The following is a 12495-nucleotide window of genomic DNA, read 5'->3' as shown; positions in this document are numbered from 1 at the left end:
CCCCTACCTCCCCGGTTTCTGGGGGGGCCTGGTCTTTTTTTTTAAACCCCCCCGGCCCCGGGGCCGGCGCCGTGGGGGGGCCGGCGGCGGGCCGCCGCGGGGGGGGGGCCCCCCCCCCACGACGCGTCGAAGGTCGGGAGGCCGCCGTCATGTCGTCCGGATACCACGCGATTCCGAATCTGATCGGGCTGTACGCCGAGCGCGTCGACGCCGGCGACTACGCGGGCGTGGGCGAGTTGTTCGCGCACGCGGTGATCACCTCCGAGGGCCGGGAACCGGCGGTCGCGGGCGCGGCGGGGGCGCGGGCGATGTTCGAGGCGTGGACCCGCCGCTACCCCGACAACGGCACACCGCACACCCGGCACGTGACCACGAACCTGGTCCTGGACGTGGACGACGAGGCGGGCACCGGGACGTGCCGCAGCTACGTCACGGTCTTCCAGTCCCTGCCCGACTTCCCCCTGCAACCGATCTTCACCGGCCGCTACCACGACACCTTCGAACGGGCCGACGGGAGCTGGCGGTTCACTCGCCGCCACATGATCACCGACTACGTGGGGGACTTGACCCACCACTTGAACCGGGCGCTTTAGGGCGGGCACGGGTGGCGGGCGCCGGTGGGCATGGCGGCCTGCCGGCGCCGAGCGGGCACGGGCGGCGGGCGTGGGCGGGCGGCATCCGCGGTGGCTATTCGAAGGTGACGCCGGCCGGGGGGACGTCGACTCGGCTGTCGTCGTCCAGGATCGGGACGCCGAGGCGTTCGTGGGCGATGCGCTGGGCGGCGAGGGCCTGGGGCAGGCGGGCGTCGTAGCCGCCGCTGAGGAGCGCGGCGGCACGGCGCGGGGTGACCAGGGCGCGGCTCCACGACCAGCCGGTCGCCGGGTCGGGGGCGAGCGGGCCGAGTGCGACGATCCGGGCGGCGCTGCGGGACCTGACGTCGCTGCCGTCCGGATCGGACAGGTAGCCCACGTGGGTGATCTTCCCGAGCACCGCGTTGGCCTCCTCGGCGACCTCGCGCGTCAGCGTCGCCAGTACGTCCGCGTCCTCGGGCTCGGCACCGCCGCCGGGCAGCGCGTACCCGCCGTCCGGGTCACCGACCAGCAGGACCCGGCCCTCGGGGTCGAACAACCACCCCGCCGCCCGGCCGACCGCGGTGCCGGCCGGGATCGGCTCGTCCTCGTGCCACACCCGCTCCTTGGCCGGCCGGTACTCGCGCCCGTCGACCATGTACAGACAGGCCCCCGACGCGTACGCCTCCAACGCCACCGACACCCGCCGCCGGGTCCGCCCGGGAAAGCGCGGCAGCGCCTGGTCGGGGGTGAGCACGTACACCGCGTCCAGTTCGTCGTCCGCCGGGGCCAGCGCCGCGACCTGCTCGTCGGTCAGCGTCGGCCCGTCGAAGAGGAAGTCGAGCACGACCCGCCCGAACGTCCCGGCCGAGGTCGCGGACACCGCGAGCAACCGGCCGACGGTGATGTCCAGACCCAGTTCCTCGCGCACCTCGCGGGCGGCGGCCTCGTGCGGGGCCTCCCCCTCCTCGGCCATCCCGCCGGGCAGATCCAAACCGGGCTTGTAGTTGGGCTCCACCACCACGAGCCCGCCGTGGCGATCGCGCAGCAGCACCGAGGCGCCCACGGGCGCTCCCGGCAGGGTCGCGCAGTAGTCGACCAGTTCCCGCGACACCGATTCGTCGTTGCCGTTCACGCTCATCCGCTCCCCCGTGGCGTCCGCCCGTAGTCGTCGTGCTCCCATCCTGGCCGACCCGTCGGACGCCCGCGCGAAGGCGAATCGCAACCCGTCGGGCCCTTCGCCGGATATCCGAGACGCCGAACCCACCCGAGCGCCCTCGCCGTCATCCATCCACGTCGACTTGCCCTCGGCGCCCTGCTCACCCCATCGGCGGCATCCCCCGCCGTCCACCAGGCTCCACCCGGACGGCCGCCCCCACGCCCCCGGACAACAAAAAACGGCCCCTGACCAAAACCTCTGGTCAGAAGCCGTCTTTCACGGTGTGGCGGGTGTTGGGTTCGAACCAACGTAGGCATACACCGGCAGATTTACAGCGAGACCTAGGGGGCCAGCCTGTAGCACCCTGACCTGCGCCGATCAACGCCGTCCACGAGCACTGACGATGCCGTTCCACAACGGTTCCGCAGGTCCGAAGCACCTACCAAGAAGCTACGGGATGGCACGAAGCTGCTTGAGCGCCTCGATCGGCTCAAGCTCGGCGTCTTTGGCGGGCGCCCACCGGGTAAAGACCGCAGCCGCACCCATGGCCATCTCGGTAGGCAGGCCCGCCGCCGCCAGAGCTGCGGCAACCTCTCTCATCTCCGACTCCCAGCGCCATGCCTTGGCGGCGACGTCGGCGGTGTAGTCCAGGTCGGCGAGGTGGCGCCCGGAGTGTTGCTCGGCGATGTCCAGAAGTTCCGCGCCGACCCCGTACTCATCTGCCATCGCATGAGCCACGGCGGCCAGGGCCCTGCTCGCTTTTTGGTAGCTCGCGAACGACAGCTTCAGGGCGGACGCCTGCCCGATCCCGCCCGGAAGGCGCTTCGCCTGTACTCGGGTGTCGGCGAACAGAGTTGCGACCCGCGTCACGCCCTCCTCCGAGCCTGACAGGTAGAGACGAGGGGACCGAGTCGCGGAAGGCGGGGAACCGACCACGCCCCCGTCGACCACGGTGGCGCCTCCGTCCGCAAGGAGTGCGGCCATGCGTTCCATGCGTTCAGGGCTCACCGCGTTCGCGTCTACGTAGAGCCCGGCGTATCGCCGATCGGCAACCGAGCGGGCCACCGCTTCCGCCGCTCCCGGTGGGCAGAGGGAGATCACACAAGCGCTGCGATCGAGCAGCTCGTCAAGCTCCTCGACAGACTCAAGGTTGAACTTGGTCGCCCGCGCTTCGGTCGCCGCGCTGCGGCCGGCCGCGCACCACAGGACCGTGAGCCCGTTTCCGGTCAGCTCACCGGCCACCGCAGCGCCCATGCTGCCCGGGTGAAGGATTCCGATCGTGGTCACGTGGCTCCTTGAAGCAGGTGAGCGGAGGTGAACCGATCCGGTGTCCTATCGCTCACGGCCCGCCGGATCAGTTCGGCGGTGTCGTCCGGCGACGTGTGGTCGGTCCGCACGATCAGGGACCACAGCACGTTGGGGTGCGCTTTGAGGTCTGCGTGGGTCTCTGTCCACGCCTTCAGTCGAGCGGCGCCGTCGGAATCGCCTCGGTTGGCTGAGCGCTTCGCGGTGACGTCTTCAGAACACCAGAGCAGCACCCGGGTCCAGTGGGCGGGGTACGCCGCAAGTGCAGACAGTGCCTCCACTTGTCCGACGTGGACGACAGGGATCCGCCCATCTGCCGTGAGGCGATCAAGCTCGGGTGCATCCGTCGCGTACTCCGCCTCGTAACGCCGGTTGCCGTGCACGATGAGCCCAGCGCGTCGCAGGTCCGCCAACGTGTCGGGGTCCGTCATGCGGTACCCGGACGAACGGCCCGGCCCGGCCTTCAAGCGCCGGAAGTGCACGAACGACGCGTCCGCTCGGGACAAGGCCGCTGTGACCGTGTCCTTCCCGGATGCAGGGGGGCCGTAGAGAACCACGGCGGACGGGTTCACCACCTGCCACCGCCCATGAGCGCATCGCGGGCCCGATCCGCGAGCGAAACGGCTGCCCCGTGTCGGTTGTCCACCAGGTAGTGCGGGCCGGCGGGCCGCATTTTCGGGTCGACACCGGCAGAGTAGACGTCCCAGTTCTGTAGCTTCCACGCATCCCGAGGTGCGTCCCTGAACTGGACGTACTCGTACATCGAGTCGGGGTCACATTCAACCCAGATAATAAGCGGCGTAACGCGCTTTGATCGGCACTTGTTGAAGACTCGCCGCATCCAATCCGGATCCGAGAATTGCGCCACGAATGGCGCATCCAGAATTACCGATATTCCGCAATCCAGGTTGTCCCAAGCAGATTCCATGAGGCAGCGGTACTCATGGGGCTTGACTCGCTCGGCATAGAGGCTCGAATGCCTGTCGTACGGATCGGCACCAAGGGCCGTTAGCAACTGCTCGACCATCGGCCGCGTAAGCGAATCCTTGTCGAGAATCGACCAACCCGTGAGCGTGCCGAGAAATCTTGCCAACTCCGATTTCCCCGACCCGGCGTAACCGCCAACCATGGTCAGGGTGGTGCCGGGAGAACTCTCCTGTGTCGCAAGCCCCCTTCGGCGCTGCCACGCCCCGAGCACATGGCCTCTCAGTTCGGACGCAGACGCTTCGGGCACACCAGCCTTGACCATGCTCAGCGCCGACTCGATCGCCCGTTCGTCAGAATCCGTGGGCGGCATTTCTAGCCGCAGGTCCGGCATCGGTGCTTCCTCCATCGGCAATGGATTCCTGAACCCGAGCTGAGGTTCAGTCGCCTTGTAGAGGAGGCAGTAGGCGCGCCGATAATGCGGACCCGGGTACGAGCGGCCCGTCTCATGAGCCGAGAGAGTTTGGAAGTTGGCTGCCAAATTCCAGCGATTCCGCTCGGAGATGTCGCGTATTTCCTGTCCGACATCTTCCTGAGTGAGACCCAATGCTTCTCGCGCTTTGCGTAGGCTTTCGGAATTCCAACCCTCTCGACCCCGAGTCACTGCCCCTCCTAGGCTTCAGTCAGCCCGATCATAAGCAGCATGATCGGCCGATGGAGATCGCGCAGCTAACCGTGTAGCTACTCGTTGAAAGCTCGTTTAGTCCGCTTGATTAGCTATGAGTGATGGAGAGTTGCCGTAAGTAGCGCTTGTATTGGGGGCGTCAGCAGACAACGAATCAAGGAGACCCGATGTGTGGCAACTGCGGTAGCAGCCTCCCCCCGGTCACGACGAACAGCGGACGGACGTGCCAGGGATGCGGAGCTTCCCGGCGGTAGAGGTCAGGAAGCCGAGTCTTCAAGGACGGCGACCCGCGCCGTCAGGATGCCGACCTGCTCTTGCAACTGCGCGACCTGGGCAGCCAACACGGCCACATCCACCGGCACACGAACCGCCCCCGGAACGACATCCGGTCGAACAAATACACCCTTGCCCTGCCGGCCCACGATCAGGTTCTCGTTGCGCAGGATCGCAAGCGCGTTCTTGATCACGGTGTTGCTCACCTCAAACTCGGCCTGGAGTTTGGCGAGCGACGGTAGCTGGTCGTCCGGCCCGTACGTTCCGTCGGCGATCCGAGCGCTCAGCTTCGCAGCAATCTGTCGGTAGGCGGCTTCGTCGCTTCCGGACACGTCAGTCCCCCTCGTAGGCACCTGTAGCTCCAAGTCCACCACATCTCCCAAAGAATCTTCAGCGAACTACTTGACGCTCTAAGTGCTCAAAGAGCACTCTTTGAGAACGGACGCAAGACCGGCTCTGTTCCAGATCAACTCGCCGGATGCGCCACAGATTCACGCACGTCAGATCCATGCGACCTGCCAGGGAAGGCGGCTTCGGCCGTGCGCCCGTAAGCGCCGGGACAGCTCGTTCCTTGAGAACTCAACAGTGTGACGAAAGTGATCGAAACGAGTGCTTTTGGTCCTCGGTGCGCGGCATGACACGCGCGTCGGGGGTCATGACCACTCGTCTCCGAAGACGGGGCACACCGATGTGTGCCGGGGCGACCGCTGATCCTTGCCGGGAAGCGGTCGCCCCGTGGGTCGTTCCTCCGATGCAAGGAGTACGACCGTGAGAAGCATTGTCGCTGGTCGCTACGCGGCCACGATCGCCGAGTTCGCCGAGTTGGCGCTCGGCGTCGACTGGGCGTTGTTCGACGGGGAGCCCGGGGAGAGCGAGCAGGAGCGCGCGGCGCGGTTGGACGCGGCGCGGGACATCCTCTCGGATCTGTGGGCCACCGATCGCGAACTCGCCCGGCACGTCGAGGACATGTTCGCGTCGCTGTGGGCGGTGGATTCGGGCACTGCGGTGTGCGCCGCCCTCCTGCTCGACTCGGCCGCCGGCCGGGCCCGCGAGACCTTCGACGGGTTCGAGGAGGTGCGGGCGGCATGACGTGCAAGGCGTTGATGTCGTTTCGTGAGGGGCGTTGGCGGGTGTTCGTGGCGGTGCCGGGACGGGTGTCCCTGTGGCCGGAGCACCGATTCCCCCGGGGTGCGCTGGTGCCGACCATCGCGGAGCGTTCACGGGCGGTGAACGCGCTCGGGTTCGTGTTCACGAACGGGGCCGAGTGGGAGTGGACCGAGGACGCCGAGGTGCCCGGTGACGACGCGTCGCGGGTGCGATTGATTGCTGCGATCCGGGTCCGTCCGGCGGACGGGGGCGGCCGATGAACACCGCTCAAGTGCGTTCGGCGGAGCAGGCGTTGAGCGTGGGGACGTGGGCGATCGTCGCCGGGGCGATGCTCTATTCGGTGCTGACGGTCACCCCGTTGGCCGCCGCGCACACCCCGCCCGAGTGGGCGTGGACCGCGCCGATCCTGCCGTTGGTGGTCGATGCCGCCGTGGTGATCGTGGTGCGCCTGGACGCCACCTTGGCCCGGTTGGGCGAGGGTGGCGGCGCGTGGCCGATCGTGCTCCGGTGGATGACGGGCGCGATGACCCTCGCCCTGAACGTCGCCGAGAGCGCGTTGCGCAAGGACATGGTGGGGGCTGCGGTTCACGCGGTCGCGCCGCTGCTGCTGATCGTCACCGCCGAGACGGGACTCGCCTACCGGCGCGCGATCACGGCGGCGCAGGTCGCGCTGAACGAGCGTGAACGCGCCGAGTGCGAGCGGCGCGAACGGGCCGAGTTCGAGCGTCGCGAGACAGCCGAGCGGACCCGACGTGAGGAGCGCGAGTACGAGGCACGGGTGGCTCGTGAACAGCGTGAGCACGACGCGGCGATAGAGCGTGAACGCGCCGGGATCGCCGAGCGCGCGCGTCGCGAGGAACGCGACGCGGAGCGGGCCCGGGAGCGGGCCGAGACGGCCGAGCGTGAGCGGCGTGAACGCGAGGATGAACAGCGGCGCGCCGAGCATGAACACCGTGAACGGCAGGCCGCCGAGCGTGAACGGCGTGAGCGGTTGGAGCTGTTGTCGGCCGATCCGGCCGAGGGCAAGTTGCCCGAGGACCGCGCCCGCGCGCTGGTGCGGGCCGCGTTCGAGGAAGGTCACCCGGTGCGGGCCGCCGCCGAGTTGTGCGGCTGGTCTGTCGGTTGGGTCTCCACGCGCTATCAGGAGTTGCGGGAAGGGCCGGCCGCCGGGCGGTTGAGTCTGGTGGAGGGTACGCGGTGACCCGGCCGCCGATCGTCGGCGGTGCCCTGTGGGACGCGGTCCTGGCACGTGAGGCCGGCACCTGCGGGTGCGCTGGGGAGTGCGGCAAGCGCCACAGGGAGAGCGGCGGCCGGTGCGACCGGCACGACGCACTGATCGTGGCGCCGCGTGATCTCGCGACGCCGCTCGCGGTCGCGGTCGGCCTGGACCCGGCGGAGCTGACGACCTGGTGTCAGCGCTGCCACCTCCCGGCGGCGACCGCGGCACGCAAGGCCGCGAGCGTGCTTCGAGCGGCCGATTCCGAGACCGAAGCACTGTTCTGAGCCCTGACCGGTTCCCCTCGCACCCGACCCGCACAACGGCGGCCGGGTGCGGGGCAAGCGGGGTCAACCCTGCTCGAACGAACTGCTCACCACCCACACAGCGATGACGAGGGAGGGCCTGATGGCCCAGCAGCAGCAACAGCAGCGTCGGCGCAAGGGGTCGGCTCAGGAGATCCTGGGCGACCCGGAGTTCATGACGAACAAGAGCATCCGCGACTACTGCAACGCGGGCAGGTTGTTCTGCCGGGACGGCTCGTTGGAGATCGCGATGGCCGCCGAGGAGTTGCAGGCGGTGCTGTCGCAGATCCACCCGGTCGACGCGCGGATGGCGGGGCGGGCCGGTAGTCGGCGGGCGAAGGACGTGGCGCGGCACCTGACGATCGCCGCGAACGCGTTGCGGTACGCGGCCGGGTCGATGGCGAAGGCGTACGCCTCGTTCCAGAAGAACTACGCCCCGGAGTTGCAGGCCGCCGGGGTCAAGCAGAAGGCCAAGCCGACGTTCAAGTTCGAGGCGTGAGGAGAGGGATCGTGGCGAGGAAGTCGAGGCGTTCGCGGGCGGCGGTGGTGGCCGGTGCCCCGGTCGATCAGGCCGCCAAGCATTTGACGAGCAAGGCGAGTCCGCTGCTGCCGCCGTGGATCGTGACGGCCGGGCTGGTGGTGCCCGGGGCGATCGGGCACGCGACGCTCGCGGCGGACCCGGCGGCGACCGCGATCATCGGTGCGGCCGGGGTGGGGGTGACGGTGGCGGCGTGGTCGGAGGCGTCCAAGCGGTCGCCGCGGCTGCGGACGATGGCCACGGTGTCCGCCGGTGCGGCGTCCGTGTACCTGACGGCGGCCACGGTTGCCGGGCCGTTCGCGGAGAAAGTCGCCCTGCTTCACGTGGTCGGCGGCGCGGGGCTGTCGTTGTGGTGGAACTTTCGCCACGGGTTGCGCAACAGCGCGTCCGAGGGCGGCGCGGACGGCCTGCTGGGCATGGTCGGGTTGGCCCGTGCGCAGGTCGTCAAGGGCGAGGTGGTCGGCGGGGCGGTCCACGCGGACCTTCAGCTTCCGCCGGGGGAGTTGACGCCGAAGGACGTGCAGGATCGGATCGTGGAGTTGGCCGGTGCGATGCGCACCAACCCGGCGGCGATCCGGGTCGTCCCGGACCGGGACGACTACTCGAAGGTGTCGTTGTCGGTGACGCCGACCGATCAGCTCCGCAAGGCGATCCCCTACCCGGGGCCGCAGTTGCCCGGGCAGTCGATCGCGCGGCCGATCCGGTTCGGCGTCTACCAGGACGGCCGCCCCATGCAGATGTGGTTGCCGGGCAGCGACGACCGCGACGAGCCGCGCCCGTTGTCGCACATGGCCGAGACGGGCATGACGGGCGCGGGCAAGTCCGAGTCGATGGTGATCGTCCTGGCCGAGATCATGACCCGGTCGGATGTGGTCGCGTGGGTGGGCGACCCGTCCAAGGGTCGTCAGACGCTCGGCGACATCCGGCACGGGCTCGACTGGTGCGAGACCACCCCGGCCGGGGTCGGGGCGATGCTGGACGTGCTGGTGACCGTGGTCAAGAAGCGCGCCGACCTGCTCGGTCGTCTCGGCTACAAGCAGTGGGTGCCCGACTGCTGGACCAGGCACGGGATCCCGCTGCTGTTCGTGCACTTCGAGGAGTCCAGCGACGAGGCGGTCGCCGACCACCCGAACCTGGTGACTGCGGCCAAGCAGGCCCGCAGCGCGGGCGCGGTCCTGTCGGTGTCGTTGCAGCGCGCGTCGTACGCGGGCATCTCCACCGAGGTCCGCTCGCAGTTCGGCACCGCGTTCATCTTCGGCGCGAAGGACGACGAGGACGCGGCGTTCATGATGGACGACCGCGCGAAAGAGGCCGGGGCCTCCCCCGAGGTGTGGGGCAACACCCAACCCGGCTGCCTCTACCTCCAGGCACCCGGCGTACCGGTCGAGCGCTGGGCGGTGCCGGGCCGCGTCTTCCGGCTGCCCGAGGCCGACGACCTTCGGCGCATCGTGGCCGCCTACGCGTCGGTACGCCCACAGGGTGTGGACGAGGTCACCGCGACCGCAGCCGGACCCCGGTACGCGGCGTACAAGGCGTCCGCCGCCAAGCACGCCGCAGGCGAGACACCGCGCGGGCAGGGCCCGTTGCGGGCCGCACTCGCCGAGCGGCCGAAGACGCCCGCGAACCCCCGGGAGGCGGAAACCGTGGACACCGAACCGCTCGATGCCGCCGCCGAGTCGAACGACGACGAACGCCCGTACGTGGTCCACCACGAGAGCGACCTGGACGACGAGGCCGACCCCGATTCGGACCTGGAGGAACCCGGCGCCGTCATGCAGGTGTCCGAGCCGGAGTTCGCCACCCGCGACCGCGACCCGGAGCAGGCCCTCGCCGAGATGCTGCTCATCCTCGAAGAACTGCGCGACGACGGAGCGGCGACCTGCTCGCCGAAGGACTTCCCCGCGACCCGCGTCGGCCGCTCCCGGAGCTGGATCTCGCGGTCCCTGCGCGATCTCGCCGACAGCGGCCGGGAGGTCGCCGAGAACCCCGGCGGCAGGATCGGGAGTTGGCTGATCGTGCCCCGCGACGACGCCTACGAGGACTACGCGGCGTAACAGCAATCCGGGTGTGCGCACGCGTGCGGACCGCGTGTGCACACCGGTAACCCTCGCGCCCACGCGCGCGCGTTGACCTGCACTTTCGGCCGTGCGCACACCCGCACGCGTGCGCACACCCACGCCCGCACACCATCACGCACCGTAATCATTCGAGGGGGCATTCATGACGCAAGACCCCACCACCGGCATCCCGGATCCGGTCCTGGATCCGAACGTGGTCGCAGCCCTGCACCGCCGGATCGCCGACACGATCGGAAACCTGCGCGCCGCCGACCAGAAGGCCGGCGTCCTGCTCGCCGGGGTCGGCATCGTCGCCGCCTCCACGGGCGGCATCCACCTGCGCCCGGCCGCCGTCGTCGCGGCGCTGACGCTCGGCTCCGCCGCCGTGCTCCTCGCGCTCGTACTCGCTCCGCGCGGCTCCCTGTCCGTTCGCGCCCGACGCGACGCCGACATGGGTGACGTCCTGCTCGCCGTGGGAGAGCAGGAGCAACCCCGGGCCCTCGCCCGTGAGTTGACCGTGCTGTCGGAGATCGCCACCCGCAAATACCGGCTGATCCGCGCGGCCCTGTTCCAACTCGGCCTGACCGCAGCCCTGTTCGTCATCGCGCACGTCGTCGGCTGACGTCCTGCCCCCACGATCCGCCCGCCCCTCGCGGGGGCGGGCCGGTCGCGGGCGCACGAACCCGCCCGACCGAATCCCTCCATGGAGGACCCCATGCGCACCACGCTCGCGCTCGTCGGCAAGGCCCTCGCCGTCACGGCGACCGCCGCCGCGCTCACCCTCGCCACCCCGATCGCCGCCCACGCCGACACCATCAGCAAGACCCCGAACCCGGCGGGCACGGCGGGCACCGCCGTCACCGTCGGCAGCGGCATCGTCGTGGCGATCCTCGCCCTCATGCTCGCCCACCGCAAAGGCGTGCTCTTCCTCGCCACCGTCGCCTTCGTCGGCGGCGTGATGCTCTCCGACACCCAGATCGCCGCATCCCTCGCCCCGGTCGCCGACCGCGCCGTCCACGCCGGAGTCGACGCCCTCACCGGCGCCGTCGCCTGACCGACCGCCCCCCATGGCCCCGGACCACGCGTCCGAGGTCGTGGAGGACGGCCGATCGGCCGCTCCCCACCCGCCGAACCGTCTCCGGGGCGACCATCTTTCCTGCAAGTCCGGCGGTCGCCCCGGCTCCCTCACACACGAGCGATCAGGAGAACACCAGCATGGACCAACGCACCATCCATCCGCCCCCCTTCTCCGGGAACGGCCCGCGCGTCGGGTCGTTGTGCACGGGCTACGGCGGCCTGGACGACGCCGTGCGCGCCGTGCTCGGCGGCGAGACCGTGTGGCACGCGGACAACGACCCCGGGGCGAGCGCGATCCTGGCCCACCACTGGCCCACCGTCCCCAACCTCGGGGACATCACCGCCGTCGACTGGGCCGCGGTCGAGCCGGTCGACGTCGTCACCGGCGGGTACCCCTGCCAGCCGTTCAGCGTCGCCGGCCGACGAAAGGGCACCGCCGATGTCCGTCACATCTGGCCCCACATCGCCACCGCCCTCGGCGTACTACGACCCCGACTCGCGGTCTTTGAGAACGTCTCAAACCACCTTCGACTTGGGTTTGCCGACGTCCTCGCCGACCTTGCCCGCCTCGGGTTCGATGCGCGCTGGTGCCGTGTACGCGCATCGGAGGTCGGCGCTCCCCACCGACGCGAACGACTCTTCGTCATCGCCTGGCCTGCCGACCCCGCGCGCGAGGGACAGCCGCGGCAGGGGCTTCGAGGACGGCCTACCGAACGTCGTGCAGACACTGCCGACACCACGCGCCTCGGACGCGAACGGGGCGGGTTCGCACGGGGACGGCGGCCCGGACCTGCGGACGGCGGTCTCACTCCTGCCGACGCCGAACACCCGGGACGTACACGGCTCGCAGCCCCCGCAGGAGCGCAGGGACAAGGGCCGGTCGGTGAACCTGCGGGACGTGGCGCCGACGATCAATGGGGCCACTACGCCCCGGCGATTGAGAAGTGGGAGCGCCACCTTGGCCGCCCCGCGCCCGGGCCAACTGACGATCTCGGACGCCTGAATCCCGTCGCCGTCGAGTGGCTGATGGGCCTCCCGGCGGGCCACGTCACCGGTGTCCCCGGCCTGTCTCGCACCGCGCAGCTCCACGCGCTCGGCAACGGCGTCGTCCCCGCCCAGGCCGCCGCCGCGCTCCGCCTCCTGCTCGCGGATCGGCACGCGGGCGACGGCACGGCCCTGGGGGTGGCGGCATGAGCGCGCACCTGCGGACCGCCCTCGCACTGGCCGACATCGGGGTACCGGTGCTCCCGCTGCGGGCGGGGAAGGTCCCGTTCGGGAAC

At 70.0% G+C, this 12495-nt stretch carries 15 protein-coding genes and 1 pseudogene; 11 read left to right on the top strand and 5 right to left on the bottom strand.

Annotated elements, in window-relative coordinates; translation table 11 throughout:
• Nucleotides 1-149 precede the first annotated feature (149 nt).
• A complete protein-coding gene (locus tag ACFXMF_RS43070) occupies nucleotides 150-593 on the top strand; it encodes a nuclear transport factor 2 family protein (protein WP_360308681.1) in 444 nt (147 codons plus the stop codon).
• A gap of 94 nt (nucleotides 594-687) precedes the next feature.
• Here ACFXMF_RS43070 and ACFXMF_RS43065 read toward each other — a convergent pair whose 3' ends face one another.
• From ACFXMF_RS43065 to ACFXMF_RS43045, 5 genes are all read right to left on the bottom strand, one after another.
• Nucleotides 688-1704, bottom strand: a complete 1017-nt coding sequence (locus ACFXMF_RS43065) for an NUDIX domain-containing protein (RefSeq protein WP_380021155.1) — start codon at nucleotides 1702-1704, stop codon at nucleotides 688-690.
• 474 nt (nucleotides 1705-2178) lie between these two features.
• Nucleotides 2179-3015: a DUF1932 domain-containing protein gene (locus ACFXMF_RS43060; RefSeq protein WP_379991792.1), complete on the bottom strand. Its 837-nt coding sequence runs from the start codon at nucleotides 3013-3015 to the stop codon at nucleotides 2179-2181.
• Nucleotides 3012-3464: a guanylate kinase gene (locus ACFXMF_RS43055; protein WP_379991793.1), complete on the bottom strand. Its 453-nt coding sequence runs from the start codon at nucleotides 3462-3464 to the stop codon at nucleotides 3012-3014. The genes ACFXMF_RS43060 and ACFXMF_RS43055 overlap by 4 nt, the downstream gene beginning before the upstream one ends.
• 137 nt (nucleotides 3465-3601) lie before the next feature.
• Entirely contained in the window at nucleotides 3602-4366 is a 765-nt protein-coding gene (locus tag ACFXMF_RS43050) for an AAA family ATPase (protein WP_379991794.1), read from the bottom strand.
• Between the two features lie 533 nt (nucleotides 4367-4899).
• Nucleotides 4900-5247 carry a GntR family transcriptional regulator gene (locus tag ACFXMF_RS43045; protein WP_379991795.1) on the bottom strand — a complete coding sequence of 116 codons (348 nt, stop codon included), beginning with the start codon at nucleotides 5245-5247 and terminating at the stop codon, nucleotides 4900-4902.
• A 436-nt stretch (nucleotides 5248-5683) separates the two neighbouring features.
• On the opposite strand from ACFXMF_RS43045, the gene ACFXMF_RS43040 reads away from it, so the two are divergent.
• The 10 genes and pseudogenes from ACFXMF_RS43040 to ACFXMF_RS42995 form a co-directional block, all read left to right on the top strand.
• Nucleotides 5684-6004 (top strand): hypothetical protein, encoded by a 321-nt coding sequence (locus ACFXMF_RS43040; protein WP_379991796.1) that lies wholly within the window; start codon nucleotides 5684-5686, stop codon nucleotides 6002-6004.
• Entirely contained in the window at nucleotides 6001-6282 is a 282-nt protein-coding gene (locus ACFXMF_RS43035; RefSeq protein ID WP_379991797.1) for a DUF6303 family protein, read from the top strand. Before ACFXMF_RS43040 ends, ACFXMF_RS43035 begins: the two co-directional genes overlap by 4 nt.
• Nucleotides 6279-7223 (top strand): DUF2637 domain-containing protein, encoded by a 945-nt coding sequence (locus tag ACFXMF_RS43030; protein WP_379991798.1) that lies wholly within the window; start codon nucleotides 6279-6281, stop codon nucleotides 7221-7223. The genes ACFXMF_RS43035 and ACFXMF_RS43030 overlap by 4 nt, the downstream gene beginning before the upstream one ends.
• On the top strand, nucleotides 7220-7525 hold the full coding sequence (locus ACFXMF_RS43025) for a hypothetical protein (protein ID WP_379991799.1): 306 nt from the start codon (nucleotides 7220-7222) through the stop codon (nucleotides 7523-7525). Before ACFXMF_RS43030 ends, ACFXMF_RS43025 begins: the two co-directional genes overlap by 4 nt.
• 103 nt (nucleotides 7526-7628) lie before the next feature.
• A complete protein-coding gene (traA, locus tag ACFXMF_RS43020) occupies nucleotides 7629-8042 on the top strand; it encodes a plasmid transfer protein TraA (RefSeq protein WP_379991800.1) in 414 nt (137 codons plus the stop codon).
• A gap of 11 nt (nucleotides 8043-8053) precedes the next feature.
• Nucleotides 8054-10135: a hypothetical protein gene (locus tag ACFXMF_RS43015; protein WP_379991801.1), complete on the top strand. Its 2082-nt coding sequence runs from the start codon at nucleotides 8054-8056 to the stop codon at nucleotides 10133-10135.
• A 166-nt stretch (nucleotides 10136-10301) separates the two neighbouring features.
• Nucleotides 10302-10760 (top strand): hypothetical protein, encoded by a 459-nt coding sequence (locus tag ACFXMF_RS43010; RefSeq protein WP_379991803.1) that lies wholly within the window; start codon nucleotides 10302-10304, stop codon nucleotides 10758-10760.
• Between the two features lie 93 nt (nucleotides 10761-10853).
• Nucleotides 10854-11192: a hypothetical protein gene (locus tag ACFXMF_RS43005; protein WP_379991804.1), complete on the top strand. Its 339-nt coding sequence runs from the start codon at nucleotides 10854-10856 to the stop codon at nucleotides 11190-11192.
• A gap of 161 nt (nucleotides 11193-11353) precedes the next feature.
• Nucleotides 11354-12409, top strand: coding sequence for a DNA cytosine methyltransferase (locus ACFXMF_RS43000; RefSeq protein ID WP_380018087.1), 1056 nt, complete (start codon nucleotides 11354-11356; stop codon nucleotides 12407-12409).
• A pseudogene (locus ACFXMF_RS42995) lies at nucleotides 12406-12495 on the top strand (DNA primase); the annotation flags it as partial. The gene ACFXMF_RS43000 and the pseudogene ACFXMF_RS42995, both read left to right, overlap by 4 nt.

Source organism: Embleya sp. NPDC059213, assembly GCF_042754445.1.
In the GTDB taxonomy this organism is placed as follows: domain Bacteria; phylum Actinomycetota; class Actinomycetes; order Streptomycetales; family Streptomycetaceae; genus Embleya.
The sequence above is the reverse complement of the archived record's forward strand: the minus strand, read 5'-3'. Positions and strand labels throughout refer to the sequence as shown.